This window comes from Anabaena azotica SJ-1, from assembly GCF_047275885.1.
Taxonomy (GTDB): Bacteria; Cyanobacteriota; Cyanobacteriia; order Cyanobacteriales; family Nostocaceae; genus Trichormus_B; species Trichormus_B azotica_A.
Map to the genome: position 1 here is coordinate 3,747,016 of NZ_CP178454.1, position 16,160 is coordinate 3,763,175.

Annotated in this window: 14 protein-coding genes and 2 pseudogenes; 5 read left to right on the forward strand and 11 right to left on the reverse strand. The window is 41.6% G+C overall.

The window, feature by feature from the left end:
- Positions 1-67: 67 nt before the first annotated feature.
- Both ACLLO5_RS16390 and rpoB read right to left on the reverse strand, forming a co-directional pair.
- Positions 68-1,945 carry a DNA-directed RNA polymerase subunit gamma gene (locus ACLLO5_RS16390; protein WP_413171566.1) on the reverse strand — a complete coding sequence of 626 codons (1,878 nt, stop codon included), beginning with the start codon at positions 1,943-1,945 and terminating at the stop codon, positions 68-70.
- 217 nt (positions 1,946-2,162) lie between these two features.
- Positions 2,163-5,531 (reverse strand): DNA-directed RNA polymerase subunit beta, encoded by a 3,369-nt coding sequence (gene rpoB / locus ACLLO5_RS16395; protein ID WP_413171567.1) that lies wholly within the window; start codon positions 5,529-5,531, stop codon positions 2,163-2,165.
- Here rpoB and ACLLO5_RS16400 point away from each other — a divergent pair.
- On the forward strand, positions 5,530-5,751 hold the full coding sequence (locus ACLLO5_RS16400) for a hypothetical protein (RefSeq protein ID WP_413171568.1): 222 nt from the start codon (positions 5,530-5,532) through the stop codon (positions 5,749-5,751). The genes rpoB and ACLLO5_RS16400 overlap by 2 nt on opposite strands.
- Before the next feature lie 597 nt (positions 5,752-6,348).
- On the opposite strand, the gene ACLLO5_RS16405 is transcribed toward ACLLO5_RS16400, so the two are convergent.
- Positions 6,349-7,134, reverse strand: a complete 786-nt coding sequence (locus tag ACLLO5_RS16405) for a TatD family hydrolase (protein WP_413171569.1) — start codon at positions 7,132-7,134, stop codon at positions 6,349-6,351.
- Positions 7,135-7,211: 77 nt separating this feature from the next.
- Positions 7,212-7,505 carry a 30S ribosomal protein S20 gene (gene rpsT / locus ACLLO5_RS16410; RefSeq protein ID WP_413171570.1) on the reverse strand — a complete coding sequence of 98 codons (294 nt, stop codon included), beginning with the start codon at positions 7,503-7,505 and terminating at the stop codon, positions 7,212-7,214.
- 394 nt (positions 7,506-7,899) lie between these two features.
- Between rpsT and hisD the strand changes: the two genes are divergently transcribed.
- Positions 7,900-9,225, forward strand: a complete 1,326-nt coding sequence (hisD, locus tag ACLLO5_RS16415) for a histidinol dehydrogenase (RefSeq protein ID WP_413171571.1) — start codon at positions 7,900-7,902, stop codon at positions 9,223-9,225.
- Between the two features lie 174 nt (positions 9,226-9,399).
- Entirely contained in the window at positions 9,400-9,828 is a 429-nt protein-coding gene (locus tag ACLLO5_RS16420) for a universal stress protein (protein WP_413171572.1), read from the forward strand.
- Positions 9,829-9,973: 145 nt separating this feature from the next.
- Here the strand turns inward: ACLLO5_RS16420 and ACLLO5_RS16425 are convergent, their stop codons facing one another.
- Entirely contained in the window at positions 9,974-10,225 is a 252-nt protein-coding gene (locus tag ACLLO5_RS16425) for a hypothetical protein (protein ID WP_413171573.1), read from the reverse strand.
- A gap of 166 nt (positions 10,226-10,391) precedes the next feature.
- Entirely contained in the window at positions 10,392-10,598 is a 207-nt protein-coding gene (locus ACLLO5_RS16430) for a DUF5615 family PIN-like protein (protein WP_413171574.1), read from the reverse strand.
- 180 nt (positions 10,599-10,778) lie between these two features.
- On the opposite strand from ACLLO5_RS16430, the pseudogene ACLLO5_RS16435 reads away from it, so the two are divergent.
- Positions 10,779-11,911: pseudogene (locus ACLLO5_RS16435) on the forward strand (ISAs1 family transposase).
- A gap of 245 nt (positions 11,912-12,156) precedes the next feature.
- On the opposite strand, the pseudogene ACLLO5_RS16440 reads toward ACLLO5_RS16435, so the two are convergent.
- From ACLLO5_RS16440 to ACLLO5_RS16460, 5 genes and pseudogenes are all read right to left on the reverse strand, one after another.
- Positions 12,157-13,357 (reverse strand): annotated as a pseudogene (locus ACLLO5_RS16440) (ISAzo13 family transposase).
- A 136-nt stretch (positions 13,358-13,493) separates the two neighbouring features.
- Positions 13,494-13,634 (reverse strand): hypothetical protein, encoded by a 141-nt coding sequence (locus ACLLO5_RS16445; RefSeq protein ID WP_413171575.1) that lies wholly within the window; start codon positions 13,632-13,634, stop codon positions 13,494-13,496.
- Complete coding sequence (locus ACLLO5_RS16450) at positions 13,627-13,938, reverse strand: DUF433 domain-containing protein (protein WP_413171576.1); 312 nt, start codon at positions 13,936-13,938, stop codon at positions 13,627-13,629. Before ACLLO5_RS16450 ends, ACLLO5_RS16445 begins: the two co-directional genes overlap by 8 nt.
- On the reverse strand, positions 13,926-14,084 hold the full coding sequence (locus ACLLO5_RS16455; protein WP_413171577.1) for a hypothetical protein: 159 nt from the start codon (positions 14,082-14,084) through the stop codon (positions 13,926-13,928). Before ACLLO5_RS16455 ends, ACLLO5_RS16450 begins: the two co-directional genes overlap by 13 nt.
- Before the next feature lie 650 nt (positions 14,085-14,734).
- Positions 14,735-15,115 carry a hypothetical protein gene (locus ACLLO5_RS16460; protein WP_413171578.1) on the reverse strand — a complete coding sequence of 127 codons (381 nt, stop codon included), beginning with the start codon at positions 15,113-15,115 and terminating at the stop codon, positions 14,735-14,737.
- 110 nt (positions 15,116-15,225) lie between these two features.
- Between ACLLO5_RS16460 and hslO the strand changes: the two genes are divergently transcribed.
- Entirely contained in the window at positions 15,226-16,131 is a 906-nt protein-coding gene (hslO, locus tag ACLLO5_RS16465; protein ID WP_413171579.1) for an Hsp33 family molecular chaperone HslO, read from the forward strand.
- The last annotated feature ends 29 nt before the right edge of the window (positions 16,132-16,160 follow it).

A 16,160-nucleotide genomic window follows, 5' to 3' on the forward strand; every position in this document is an offset into this window, starting at 1 on the left:
GCCCATTCAGAAGTTACAGGAGTTTAGCTGGGTTTCCCCGCCCGTTCAGAAATTGCTCCTGAACCTCTTAGCTTGCTAACGCTTCTTGAATTGCTTTGTTATAAATTACCCGACCAGGGGTAGTGTAGATATATTGAGAAATTAAATTACCTGTGGCATCTTGACGGACACGGCGGAACTTATACATTAAAGTCCGGGTACCATCCTCATTTTCTATTACTTCCACTGGCTCAGTATCTGGTTGACTGGTTTCCATCTCTCCATCAAACCGCACATAAACATAAGAATGCAGGTCAACCTGTTCTTGCTGATATGCCATAATCACGTCATCCAGGGAAGCAAAGTAACCTCCAGCCCCTTTGGTAGCACCGGGGTTTTCTGCCGTTAGGTAATAAGCCCCTAACACCATATCTTGACTAGGGGTGACAATGGGTTTGCCCGTTGCAGGGGAAAGAATGTTGTTAGAAGCTAACATTAACAATCTCGCCTCTGCCTGACTTTCCAATGATAAAGGTACGTGAACCGCCATTTGGTCACCATCAAAGTCAGCGTTAAAAGCTGGACACACTAGGGGATGGAGTTGAATTGCTCTCCCTTCTACCAAAATTGGTTCAAAAGCCTGAATCCCCAAACGGTGGAGAGTGGGCGCACGGTTTAACATCACCGGATGCCCTTCAATCACCTCCTCCAACACATCCCACACACTGGGGTCGTTGCGAGAAATCAGTTTTTTGGCTGCCTTGATGTTATTCACCATGCCGGAACGAATCAGACGGTTAATCACAAAGGGCTGAAACAACTCAATCGCCATTTCTCTAGGCAGTCCGCACTGGTGAATTTGCAGCTTTGGACCGACCACAATTACAGAACGTCCAGAATAGTCCACCCGTTTACCCAACAGGTTTTGGCGGAAACGTCCTTGTTTACCTTCAATAATGTCTGACAAAGACTTCAAGGGGCGGTTGTTTGCCCCCACCACAGTCCGTCCCCGCCGACCATTATCAATCAGGGCATCCACCGCTTCTTGCAGCATCCGTTTTTCGTTACGGACAATAATCTCCGGCGCAAGGATTTCTTGCAGTCTGGCTAGACGGTTGTTGCGGTTAATTACCCGACGGTATAAATCATTTAAATCACTAGTGGCAAATCTACCACCATCCAACTGCACCATTGGGCGCAAATCGGGAGGAATCACGGGAATCACCGCCATTACCATCCATTCGGGCTTAGAACCAGTGGCAATAAAGTTATCAATCACCCGTAGGCGTTTAATCAACTTTGCCCGTTTTTGTCCCTTGGCGTTTTCAATTTCCTCCCTGAGTTTTTCTGCTTCTTCTTCCAAATTAATATCTGCCAACAGCCGCAGCAAAGCCTCAGCCCCAATGCCTACCTCCACACCTACCAGTTGAGAATCTTCGCTGTAGATGGCATCTTCAATTTCTAGCCACTGGTCTTCACTCAACAGTTGTTTGTAAGTCAGAGTATCCGCATTACCAGGAGCTAACACACAATAGGAGTTGAAATAAACAATTTGCTCCACATCCCGCAAGGGCATATCCAACAAAATGGCAATATAACTAGGGATACCCTTGAGATACCAAACATGAGCCACCGGAGCCGCCAGCTTGATAAAACCCATTCTGTGGCGGCGCACCCTTGATTCTGTCACCTCTACACCACAGCGTTCACAAACAATACCTCTGTGACGCACCCTTTTATACTTACCGCAATGGCATTCCCAGTCCTTAGCTGGTCCAAAAATGCGCTCACAGAATAAACCATCCATCTCTGGTTTCAGAGTCCGGTAGTTGATGGTTTCTGGTTTTGTCACCTCACCCACCACCTGACCATTAGGTAAAGTGCGCTCACCCCACTGGCGGATACGTTCTGGTGATGCTAGTCCAATTTTTACGTAGTCAAATTGATTAGATTGGGCGGATCGCATGGCAATAAATAGAAGTTCAGGAGTTCAGTAGTTCAGAATAAGAAAACAAGGAATTAAGGAGAGTAGATAAGAAGGTTTGCAGGAATGCAGGAATGCAGGAATGCCCAAACAAATACGAGCAGAGGGAAAATATTTTCTTATTCTCCTGAAGTGCGGAGCTTGGCGTAAGCCATACTCCTGAACTCCTGTAACTCCTGAACTCCTGAACTCCTTCTTCTTACTCCTCTTCTTCCAAAGATTCACGAGAAAGCGATTCGTAGGTGGGGCGCGGTGGAGTACGGCGGGATGCTTGGTCTGCCATCAAGTCCACTTCCACATCCAAGGAACTGCCATCGGCTTGGGTTTCCACTTTATGCACAGCAATATCTAACCCCAAGGATTGCAACTCCCGCATTAATACTTTGAAGGATTCTGGTGTGCCTGGACGGGGAATGGCCTTACCTTTGACAATGGCGTTAAGAGCCTCATTCCGACCTTGCATATCATCGGATTTGACAGTTAACAATTCCTGCAAGGTATAAGCTGCACCAAAGGCTTCCAGCGCCCACACTTCCATTTCTCCGAATCTTTGACCACCTTGTTGAGCTTTACCACCCAAAGGTTGCTGGGTAACAAGGGAGTATGGTCCTGTAGAACGGGCGTGAATTTTGTCATCGACTAAATGCACTAGCTTGAGCATATAAGCCACACCCACTGTCACCGGACGGTCAAAGGGTTCGCCTGTGCGTCCGTCATAGACCATGATTTTGCCGGGATCATCGGGGTTATATACCCAGTTTTTGCCGGTTTCGTCCCTAGCTTCTTGCAGCTTGCCATGCACAATCCGACGGGAAGATTCTTCCCCATACATTTCGTCAAAGGGAGTGATCTTAAATCTGACTCCCAAATTGTGACCCGCCCAACCTAATAAACATTCAAATACTTGACCAACATTCATCCGGCTGGGTACACCCAAGGGATTGAGAACAATATCCACTGGTGAACCATCAGGCAGGTAGGGCATATCTTCGGCGGGGAGAATGCGGGAAATAATGCCCTTGTTGCCGTGTCTACCTGCCATTTTGTCGCCGACTTGGATTTTGCGTTTTTGTGCTACGTAAACGCGCACCACCATATTTGCTCCTGGTGGCAGTTCGTCCCCTTGTTCTCTGGTGAACAACCGCACATACACGACCCGGCCTTTTTCTCCGTTGGGAACTCGCAGGGAGTTGTCTCGCACATCTCGTGCTTTTTCACCAAAGATCGCCCGCAGCAGTTTTTCTTCTGGTGGTTGGTCTGATTCACCCTTTGGTGTGACTTTTCCTACTAGAATGTCTCCTGCTTCTACCCAGGCACCAATGCGGATGATTCCCCGTTCATCTAGTTGTCTGAGGGCATCTTCCCCTACGTTGGGAATTTCTCTGGTGATTTCTTCTGGGCCTAGCTTTGTCTGTCTAGCCTCAATTTCGTATTTTTCGATGTGAATTGAGGTGTAAATGTCATCTTGTACCAGGCGCTCAGAAATCAAAATCGCGTCTTCGTAGTTGTAGCCTTCCCATGGCATATAAGCCACGACGATGTTTTGTCCTAGTGCCAGTTCTCCTCCTTCGGTGGAAGATCCATCTGCTAACACTTGTCCGGCTACGACTTTTTCGCCAATGCGAACCAGGGGTTTTTGGTTCAGGCAGGTGTCTTGGTTGGAACGTTGGTATTTGGACAGGACATATCTAATTTCTCTGTCTGTTACCTGTTGTCCTTGTTCGTTTGTATGTTGTTTTCCGGCGATCAAGTTACCTGTGACTCCTGACAAATCACCCCGCACTCTCACCCGAATCTGTGCTGCATCTACATATACAACGTCGCCGTCGGTACGGGAAACAATTACCATTCCGGAGTCTCTTGCACCTTGAGCTTCTAAGCCTGTTCCTACTAGGGGACGTTCTGGTTTGAGTAAGGGTACAGCTTGCCGTTGCATGTTGGAACCCATCAGCGCCCGGTTAGCATCATCATGTTCCAGGAAGGGAATCATGCTGGTGGCAACGGAGACAATTTGCACTGGTGATACTGCGACATAATCCACTTGTTCTGGTGTTGTTGTCGCCCAGTCTTGACGATAACGTACTGGTACTTGTGGTCCTTTGATGTAGCCGTTTTCATCTACGGGAATATCACCTGTTGCTGTCCGCAGGTCGTCTTCTTCGTCAGCAGTCATGTAAATTGGCGGCACATCAAACCGCACTTTGCCATTTTCTACTGGTCTAAAGGGGGTTTCTAAAAATCCATATTGGTTAACACGGGCATGGGTGGCTAATGAACCGATTAATCCTGCGTTTGGTCCTTCTGGTGTTTCGATGGGGCATATCCGTCCGTAGTGACTGGGGTGGATATCTCGCACTGCAAAACCTGCCCGTTCTCTGGTTAGACCACCGGGACCCAAGGCGCTGAGACGGCGTTTGTGGGTTAGTTCTGCCAATGGATTGGTTTGATCCATAAACTGACTTAGTTGGCTAGAACCGAAGAATTCTTTGATTGCTGCTACTAAGGGTTTAGGGTTAACCAAGGATGCTGGTGTTAAAACTTCGGCATCAGATACTGTCATCCGTTCTCGAATTATTCGTTCTAAACGGTTTAGACCTACTCTGACTTGGTTTTGCAGCAGTTCACCAACGCTTCTAACTCGGCGATTACCGAGGTGGTCAATGTCATCTATGCTGCCAATGTCATATTCTAGGTTGATGAGGTAATCTACTGCGGCTAAGATGTCCCCAGGTGTGAGGACGCGCATGGTATCGGGGACGGAAAGGCGGAGTTTTTTGTTGAGTTTGTAGCGACCAACACGACCGAGGTCATAACGTTTGGGATCGAAGAAGCGTGAGTCTAGGAGTTGTTGTCCGCCTAATACGGTGGGTGGTTCACCTGGACGTAGTTTGCGGTATAACTCCATTAGGGCTTCTTCTTCGGAAAATTGCCCTTCTTTTTCGATGGTTTTTTGGAAGTATTCGGGGTGGCGTAGGGCATCAAAGATTTCGTTATCTGATAATCCTAAAGCTTTGAGCAGTACCTGGGCTGAAAGTTTGCGGGTTTTGTCGATGCGTACCCATACTAGGTCGTTACGGTCTGTTTCAAATTTGAGCCATGCCCCCCGGTTGGGTATTAAGCTGGCAGAATAGGTACGTCGTCCGTTTTTATCAAGTTCTGATTTGTAATAAACTCCTGGCGATCGCACTATCTGGTTGACAATGACTCGCTCGGCTCCGTTAATAATAAACGTACCCCGATCTGTCATCAAAGGCAGATCACCTATAAATACTTCTAGTTCTTTGATATCCCCTGTTTCTTTGTTTAAAAGCCTTGTGGGAACATACATTTGAACTGCATAAGTGCTATCCCGCCTTTTCGATTCTTCGACGCTGTACTTTGGTTCTTTAAGTTTGTACTTATCACCTAAAAAGTGCAGTTCTAGTTTCCCTGTATAGTCTGTAATTGGACTAAAGGAGTTCAACTCTTCTATTAGCCCTTCTTCCAAAAACCAGCGAAAGCTTGAACGCTGGATTTCAATCAAGTCGGGTAACAGAAAGGCGGATTCCATATACGTTTCGTTAGTCATGCCTCTACCTTTGTCAACCTGGTTAAACTTTCCCTTGAATACTGCTTGGGTAATTTTCCCGACCACACGCGACTCTAAGCAAGCTGTTGGGAAACTTATCCTGACTCCACCTGTTATTTACTGGTGGGAACTTTCCGCAGCAATTAAATCTGGAGTGGGTGCTTTTGACAAGGGGGTAATCGCCCTTGAAGAGCAGTTTGGATTGCTAAAATCCAGCTAGGAAGTTGATTCAACAATGTTATATCTTCCTGAGTTTGATTTTTTTTCTTCACTTCCCCTCCAAAAACGCGCATTAATTAATCTATGCACATCCACACGCTTTTTATTTTCAAAAAATTTTATCTATTCTCACGGTGAGATCCCAAAAATGAAGAATCCGCGAAAGTCGTCTCTGAATCAGGATGGATTTATTTTGCTGAATTTTATTCACAAGGGGCTTATGTTTAATAATTTTCTATAGGTTTCAGTACACAGAAATCCAATGTTGTGAAAAAGTCCATATCAGTCTAGACTGCCAGGGTTTGTTATTTATTGAGAGCATCTGCTTGTAGAGATAGTTTAGATGTCCGTGATTTTTTGGTTTTTATAGTGAGCAAAAAGTCCAAATTCCCTATCAGTTAGATAGATTTTATACCAACTTAAAACCAGTTCATTTCCGAAGCTAGTTAAAAATTCCTTCCTTTATAATTATGGCGCAAGCAAATTGTTTTGGAGGGAATAATGTTAGCACAGTTTTGTCCTCTTTAGTCTTATTTTTGCCAATTCTTCGATCTGCTCAAAGGAATACGGAATACTCATAATTGAACTCCCGTGTTATCTATAATGACAGACCGAATAATTGGCAGGCATTATCAGTGGTTTGCTGGGCTATGGCTTCTACTGTTTCTCCGCGTAATTTGGCTAATTGCTCTGCTATATAAGCAACATAAGCAGGTTCGTTGCGTTTTTCGCCTCTTTTCGGTGTGGGAGCAAGGAAGGGACAATCTGTTTCAATTAATAATCGGTCGCTACTCACTATACTCGCTGATGCTTGTATAGTTTTCGCGCTTTTAAATGTGACTGTCCCACTAAAGCTGATGTAGAAGCCTAAGTCTAGAAACCATTGGGTTTCTTCTGGTGTTCCTCCCCAACAATGCATGACACCCCGCGCTCTTTCTCCTTGACTTTCACTCCATTTTTGCAAGACTTTTCTAACCTCTGGCGCGGCATCACGACAATGGATGATCACTGGTAGGTTAAGTTCAGATGCGATCGCCAGTTGTGCCTCAAATACTTGATGCTGTTGTTCATAGTTATTTGCTTTGTAAAAGTCTAGTCCCATTTCCCCGATCGCTACCACTTGAGAATCAGAACTGGCTAGAAATTTGATTTTCTCTGCTGTCTGGTGATTCCATTTAGCTGCATCTAGTGGATGTAAACCAACGGCAAAACTGATTTCGGGAAATTGGTGAGCTAAGGCTTGAATGCTGGCAAACTCGTCTGGGTGAACACAGGAATGCACTAAACGTACTATCCCTGCTTCTTGCCAACGCGATCGCACTGCTGCTAAATCCGGTTGAAAAAGGTCAAAGTTGAGATGTACGTGGGTGTCTACTAATTGCATGATTTAGTCATAAGTCATTGCTGGGGGACGCTGTAAGTCATTAATCTCTATAGCTTTTAACTAATGACTAATGACTACTAGGCCGTTTGAGCAGTTGGTTTGAGCTTATGGGCTAATCTGGATTTTCTCCTAGCTCCGGTGTTGGGATGAAGTACCCCCCGTTTCACAGCTTTGTCAATTTTGCTGTAAGCTTCGGACATCCGCTCTTCTACTGCTTGTTTTGATTCTGGAGTAGGATTGGCTGTATAGACTTCAACAGCAGCAAAGTATTTTTTCATCAGCGTTTTTACTGCTGATTTATATGCTTTATTACGCAGTCGGTTACGTTCTGCGATTTGGGCGCGTTTGAGAGCAGACTTTGTATTCGCCACAGTCAGTTCCAAAAAGACTATATAATTGTGTACACACACTACTAGATTTACTAATATAGCATCCAAACCGCCAATGTTATCATTTCTGAAAAAAAAATTAGGTAACAAGAGGCAGAAGACAGAAAGCGATTTATCTGCCCATCAGTCCATCTTGACGCTATCTTCTTAGAAAATCCCCACATTTGGGTATGTTTTCCCAATGGGAAATGGGTTAAAATGGTTTATCTAAAGATAAATAACCTTAAAGAAAAAAGTAAATAATTATCCTGGGAGTATCAAAAAAATCCAGGTTAAGCTAGAGAAGAGAATTAGAGTCAGCTTTAACCCTAAATGGGTGAAAAGCAAAACTGATTCTCAAGCGGGAACATTCTAATTTTGGCATTGTCCTTACTCCATGCTGCGAATTATTACTCAGCAGGCAGACGTTAGAACCGAACTACAACGTATCTGCGAACGTCTACAACGCGCCGAAGGCGAACGCACCCAGGATGAACAATTGCTTCATAAAGAAGCAACCGTGCGGGAAGTGTTGCAGGCAGTTAAACGCCAAGGCGATAAAGCTGTACTGCACTACACAGCCGAATTTGACCATCAAACCTTGCAACCAGAAGAACTACGGGTGACTGGTTCAGAACTGGATGCAGCTTACCAACAGGTATCAAAGGATTTGTTGGCAGCTATTCAGCTAGCTTGTCGCCAAATAGAAGCGTTTCACCGTCAGCGAGTACCAAAAAGCTGGGTACACTTTGGCGATGATGAAGTAGTGCTGGGTAAACGCTATACACCTGTAGATCGGGCAGGTTTATACGTTCCTGGAGGTCGCGCTTCCTATCCCAGTACAGTGTTAATGAATGCTATTCCAGCCAAAGTAGCAGGTGTACCCAGGATAGTGATGGTGACACCAGCACGAGGTGGAAAAACGATGAACTCAGCGGTTTTAGTAGCTGCACAAGAAGCTGGGATACAAGAAATTTATCGCATTGGGGGCGCTCAAGCGATCGCTGCTTTAGCTTACGGTACAGAAACTATCCCCAAAGTGAATGTAATTACTGGACCAGGTAACATTTATGTCACCTTGGCCAAAAAGCTAGTCTATGGAACAGTGGGTATTGATTCTTTGGCAGGCCCTAGCGAAGTGCTAATTATTGCCGATGAAACAGCGAATCCCGTTCATGTAGCCACGGACTTGTTAGCGCAAGCCGAACATGATCCAATGGCGGCGGCGATTTTGTTAACCACAGATGCTGGTTTAGCAAAAAAAGTCCAAGTAGCTGTAGATAGACAATTGGTGGATCACCCACGACGGATAGACACAGAAAAAGCGATCGCCCATTATGGCTTAATTGTAGTAGTCGAATCCCTAGAAGCAGCAGTAGAACTCTCCAATGAGTTTGCACCTGAACATCTAGAATTAGAAGTTAAAGATCCTTGGTCTTTAATGTCTCAAATCCGACACGCTGGAGCCATTTTCCTGGGTTATTCAACACCAGAAGCTGTGGGAGACTATTTAGCCGGACCCAACCACACCTTGCCCACTTCTGGTGCAGCTCGTTATGCTTCTGCATTAGGCGTGGAAACTTTCCTCAAACATTCTAGTATTATCCAATACTCACCAACTGCACTGAACAAAGTAGCTAATGCTATTGACTCTTTAGCTACAGCTGAAGGTTTGCCTTCCCATGCGGATTCGGTACGGAGGCGAGTTGAGGATAAAGAGTAATTTAGAATGCTTATTTTTCCTGAATGCGGTTGACAGCAGCTACTCCATAGTTAATGATAGTGAGTTTGTGAATTTAGCAAACCAAAGCTCACATTTGAGAAATTGTTGGTGTTCACGCTAATACAATTCCTGATGTGATAATTTAAGGGGTCTACTCTTGAGGAGACAAAAGCGGTGTTAAAGACTATTTTAGTAGCTCTGGATGGTTCGGAAATTGCTGAACGAGTAATTCAGACTTTAGGTGATTTGGTGTTGTCACCAAACACTAATGTAATTCTTTGTCATGTATTTCCTACACCAGAGTCAGAAATAGAATTACCCGCTGATCGTCCTCAGCCCGATTCACCAAAGTTTTCTTATTTTCACATTGAGAAGCAGATGCAATCCTACCAGGAAAAATTACCAGTTAAAAGCGAGTTAGAACTGGTAAGTGGTGATCCTGCTGATGAAATTATTCGACTAGCTAATATTTACAAAGCCGACTTAGTTGTGATTGGAAGTCGGGGTTTAACGGGAATGAAGAGAATTGTCCAGGGTTCTGTTAGCACTCAAGTCATGGAAGAGGCTAATTGTTCAGTTTTGGTAGTAAAACCCGGTAAGTAATTTGGTAAGAATTCAGGAGTCAGGAATCAGGAGTCAGAATGCTTATGAAATGAAGAAGAGAGAGCAGTGAGATTTTATCAAAATCATCAAAATTGACCAAAAAAGCCTTTATTCTCCTGACTTAGAGTATTTTTATCCTGAATACTTACAAAGCTTGCAGTCTAATTCCTATATCTTGTCCTGGTACTATCTCTGGTGACCAGTCTGCTGTTTGTGTTTCTCCACACTGGCTGCAAATACAGCTATATCTTTGATATTCTACTATTTCTAGTTCTATTACTCTGGTTTTTAGTGCTTCTATGGCGAGCGCCTGCTCCATTATTATCCCTACCAGTTGCTCTGTCGCCAACTGTCTCAAGGTTTCACTGTCTAGTTTTGGGGGCAGGTTTTTTTCCATAATTGATATATTCTGCTTCCCATATCACACTTGTCAATACCCCCGACCTGAATCCTTACATATTGACTTATAGCGATCGCACTCTAGTCTCTAGCCACGTTGACTTCACAAGAGCGATTGCTTTTCTGTTTTTATTTATAAATATTCAATCCTTCCAAACATCTCTTCAGGTGATAGCAACTCCCAAATTAATACTAAACCTTGAATAATTTGCCCAATAGATTTTAGTTTGTTGAGGACAATAAACAATTCCTAAATGATTTATATTTGATTGATTTAATCTCAAAAAATCTGTATCCTGAGTAAAAATAACTCTTCCTTGGGACAAAGAAAATTCTAATTGCACCTCATCAGATACACAGGGGAAACGCATCTAATTTATTTTGACAAAATGTAACTTATGTGAATACAAAAAAAGGGTAACACTAGTAAGTTGGTATCAAGTCAATAAACACATATGAAAAAATTTGATGGTAAATTTCGTTTATAGAAGAATCAATAAAATGGGGTGAAGTGGTATTCTCTTTTTAATTCAAAGAGAAAAAACCCGAAAATGAAGCTATCACCAAAAATCACAATAGTAGATCACTTTAAAGATTTAGAAGATAAAAGAGTTGAACGGACAAAAAAGCATAAATTAATTGATATAGTCACCATTGCGATTTGTGCAGTAATATGTGGAGCAGATAGTTGGGTATTGATGGAGACTTATGGAAAAAAAGAAAAAAATGGCTAAAACAATTTTTAGAACTACCAAATGGAATTCCCTCCCATGATACATTTGCCAGAGTATTTGCGAGAATAGACCCACAACAATTACAGAATAGTTTTTTGAGTTGGATAAAATCAATAAATAAAATTACCCAGGGAGAAGTAATAGCAATAGACGGTAAAACGTTAAGGCATTCATATGATAAAGGAAAGGATAAAGGTGCTATTCACATGGTGAGTGCATGGGCAACCACTAATCGTCTAGTATTAGGACAATGTAAGGTAGATGAAAAATCAAATGAAATAACAGCAATACCAGAATTAATCAAAGTATTAGATATAGCCGGATGTATAGTAACAATTGATGCAATGGGGTGTCAAAAAGAGATAGTAAAATCAATTGTAGATAAATCAGGTGAATATGTTATTGCACTAAAAAAGAATCAAGGTAATTTATATAAAAACGTAGAAGAAATTTTCAAAGAGGCTATAACCAAAGGGTTTGAGGGATTCAAATGTAGTGATTTTCATACAAAGCAAGACGAACATGGAAGAGAAGAAATACGTCATTATCTGATGTTATCAGACATTCAAGAAAGAATAGATACAGGCAAAAAATGGATAAACCTTCAAAGTGTAGGAATGGTAGAATATATACGAAAAGTCAATGGAAAAACAAAAGTTGAAACCCGTTATTATATTAGTAGTTTGACAGATAATGCGAAATTATTAGGAGAATCAGTGAGAAGCCATTGGGGTATAGAAAACTCATTACATTGGGTCTTGGATGTAGCGTTGAGAGAAGATGATTGTAGAATAAGAAAGGATAATGCACCACAAAATTTTGCCGTTCTACGTCATATAGCAGTAAATGCAGTAAGAAAAGAAAAAAGCCAAAAACTAGGAATTAAAAATAAGCAGATTTGTGCAGGATGGGATAATGAATATTTAGAGAAGATTTTAGAATGTATCTGATAAAAATCAGAATATTTAGATAAACATAAATAATTTATTCTCACCAGATTCTCAAAAGAATCTAGATTTGTGATGTCAAAAATCTAGATATTCAGACAATTAATATATAGAAAAGAACAAAATTAACTCATTATTGAAAATAACTAATTACTCTAAATTTATTAAAATCTTAGGATATTAATAAAGGACTTAATCAGCATTTCAATTCCATTAATGAGAACTCCACAAAAAAGATGATCCAATAGCTATACTGGTTTAGCAAAAATTTCAACAAACCATTTTTTGAGATGGGGGAGGCGGTGAATCTGTGTTTCAATTTCTGCCATAGCTTCTGTTGTGAGTTTAACTCCTGTGGAATAAACTTTTTCTACCAATGTAACAACCGGGTTTTTTCCCTGAAATCTAAGAGTCTGAGCAAAATTTAGTACAGTTTCAACTGTATCAAGTAAACTACCATTCCAATGCTGTTCTAACCAACCAAAACAACGTTCTATCGGGTTATATTTACTATGATAAGGCGGATAATAAGCAAGTTGTAACGTCAGTTGAGATGATGTACCAAAATCTACGATCCGCTTCATAAACTGAGTGCGACGAGAATGATTTTTTCAGGTCCATTATCCTGATTAATTACCAGTTTTTGAATATGAGCAAATCTGTGTTTAACACTCTGCCACCAGCTTTCAAGCAAGTCAACAATACAATCAGCGGTTAATTTAGAAGCAACGAAGAATAAAAATAACTCGTTGTACTCAGGAATAAAAATGCCGTAGGGAATTAGAGTTGTTTCGGTCGGGAAGTCATGGTCTATTGAAATAGTTGGCATCCGAGTTTTACCACCTCGGTCAAATTCTCCAACCTTAACTGCTACCTTTGCATCAATGGAAATCCGCAGAGTATGAGGGTCATTATCAGCTTCACTATTAAGAAGCTCAACTTGTTCAAAAATTGCTTCTGTTTCGGGAATTTTCTTGATAGGCTTGGTTTTAAGAACTCGTTTTAATGTATAACCCAATTCATTCAATCGTCGTCGAATTGTCTCTGATGAAGGTAGTTCTTCATCACTGTAACCAAATTGTTCAATTAGTTGACGACGTACTTCACTTGCAGTCATTCGCGTATATAATCGGATACTCTTAAAGCTAGGGTCTGTTTGACTGTGTGGGTCTACTAACGATTTCATATCCTCTAATAGTTTGGTAATTTTGTTTCCACCCGCTTCCGTCCACTACGCCCGAAACCATCAATAAACGGCTTACCACTCTCCAATTCCTGCATCCCTTTCCGAATTGTGCGTCTATTCCATCCCAACTCTCTTTCTACTAAAGTTTGTCCACCTATTCCCAATCCTTTGACCACTTCTGCCATGAATTGTCTTCGGTCGCTTCCCTTGAGTTTTTTGGCTGTTTTGATGTACAGAGATTTGAGGTTCTCTGTTAGTTGAATGATAGATTTTGGATACATGAGGTAGGCTACACACTGAAATTATCTTCTTTCATCATAGGATCAATCATTCTGTGGAGTTCTCTTATTATGTTTTTCTCTGTCTAGATACACTAATATGACATTTTGTCAATATAATTTAGATGCGTTTCCCCTGATCAGATACAGCAATAAGTCCTTGCTCTGGAGTTTTCGTTACATCAATTCCCCTTTTACGAAGTCCAGCAGCGATCGCATTGCTGACATTTTCATCTAAATGAAATTTAATTTCTCTAACCACCACTGTTTTGAAGTTTCTGCTGAACTAACGAAGGAGTTTGAGCTTTCATCTCCTTAGCAAATACTTCGTCATCTTCTATATCTTTTCTAATTTCTTCTAGATGGTCATAATAATAAGCCAATGCGGCATGAACATCCGCTAAAGTAATACTAGGATAATGATAGACAATTTCATCTGGTGACATTCCCATGCGTTCATACCATAAGACGATATTTTGTACTTTAATTCGATGTCCAGCAATGCGAGGTTTTCCACCACATATACCCGGCGTTATTTCAATATGATTAGTAATTACTGCTGCCATAAACTATCTCTGTATTTTTTAATATATTTATTATATAGTAAATAGCCATATAGCAGATATAGCGATCGCTCTCTAGCCTCTAGCCACATTGACTTCACAAGAGCGATATCTTCGGTAAGTTTCGCTAATGCTTTTCTCCTTCTCATTCACTGAAAATAGTTAATATTGTTACTTTCCTTTTATTCTTTTTACTAATCCAGGCTGAACACCATAAAATATCTTATTTGTCAATCTTCCAATTCCAACCCGCAAACAACAGCATCAGAATTTTTGTAATTCTCCTGTCAGGAAACCTTGATAATTTCCTCATATTTTCTTAGATGTTCAGTTTTGCGAGTTCTGAAATACTTATAAATAAAGGCTTTTAATCTACTGCTGTAAACGCCGTCTTAAAAATAGATATAATAGGGCATAATACAAATTCTCCTAAATCATAGCAGATCGCTGAAAGTATTGCAATACCGTTGATAAATAAAAATAATTCTCAATTAATTATTAAGAAAATATAAAGGAGAAAACTTTGGAAGTTAGAAAATCCTAAATGATTTTAAATTTTACATAACTGAAATTTATCTAAAAGCCAAGAGAGAGCGATCGCTATAAAATATGTATTCTTAATTTATTCATCAAAAATAATTTATCCGCTTTTAATTGAACTAATGCTCAAAATTGTAATTGCTGACTGGGTGAGTCAAATGTCAAAAATCCGTTGATGTTCGACCCACCCCACAAAAAACTCTCAGCGAACCTCCGCGCCACCTCCGCGTTCCTCTGCGTTAAAAAAACTCTTCTCCCCTCATTTACCTCTTAAAAACTCACGCAAACTCAACAAACTTACAGTCTGACCCAAATTCAAAGGTAAAATTGATATCCCCTCTAAACGAGACTGTACCCAACCTTCTCCCCAATACCATTCATGAAAACCGTCTATTCCACCACTGAGTAATAAGCGCAAGCAATTAGCTTTAGCTACATCGACATGATGATGGATTTGGACGAGTCCGGTAGAAGTAGTAAAATCAAAACCAGATGTTAATTTTTCCGGCATTCCAAGGGAAAAACTTTGTCCTACTAACCATTTTTCTAGTTGTGCTGGAATTAATAGACTATCGTGAATAGCATCAGCGGATGCTTCAATTTCAATTCGCAGTTGGCTTTGTTGAAAAGTACCTAACATGGTGATAGTTGATAGTTGATTGGGTTATTAACTCCCCCTACCTCCTGTTCCCTATTGCCTGAAGAACTTACAATAGAAAAGTCATCTTGTTAAGAATTGTAAGGGTTTTCATGGCGGATCAATTAATTCGGGCGACAGCAGCAGACGGAGGTATTCGGGCGGTAGGTGTGATTACTACACGCTTAACGGAGGAAGCACGAGTACGTCATAAGCTTTCTTATGTGGCTACAGCCGCACTGGGAAGAACGATGGCAGCAGGTTTGTTGATGGCTTCTAGTATGAAGCGTGTTGGGTCTAGGGTCAATGTGCGAGTTAAGGGCGATGGGCCTTTAGGTGGTATATTGGTGGATGCGGGCTTGGATGGGACGGTAAGGGGCTATGTGCAGAACCCATCGGTGGAATTGCCTCCTAATGCTAAAGGTAAGCTAGATGTTGGCGGTGCTGTGGGTAGTGGGTATCTCTATGTTGTTCGGGATATTGGCTATGGTTATCCCTACTCTAGTACAGTTGAACTCGTTTCTGGGGAAATTGGCGATGATGTCGCTCATTATTTGGTAAATTCCGAGCAAACACCTTCAGCTTTGGTTTTGGGTGTGTTTGTAGGGTCTAGTGGGGTGACAGCTTCGGGAGGGCTAATGATACAAGTGTTGCCGAAAGCTGCTAGAGATGAAGCCTTGGTAGCAACGTTGGAATCAAGGGTTTCTACTTTATCTGGGTTCACACCGTTGTTACAAGCTGGAAAGACGCTAAGTGAAATTTTCGGTGATTTGCTGGGAGATATGGGTTTAAATATATTTCCAGAAAGTCAGATTCTGCGCTTCCATTGTGGTTGTTCTTTTGATCGGGTGTTAGGAGCGTTGAAAATGCTGGGAGAGGCAGAATTGCAAGATATGATTCTTAAAGATGAAGGTGCAGAAGCAACTTGTGATTTTTGTGGCAGCGTTTATCAAGCAAGTAGTGATAATCTAGCACGACTAATTGATGATTTACAGAAGGAAGTTTCTGTTGCTGAATAAGTATGAAATAATACTAAAACTCCAAAATA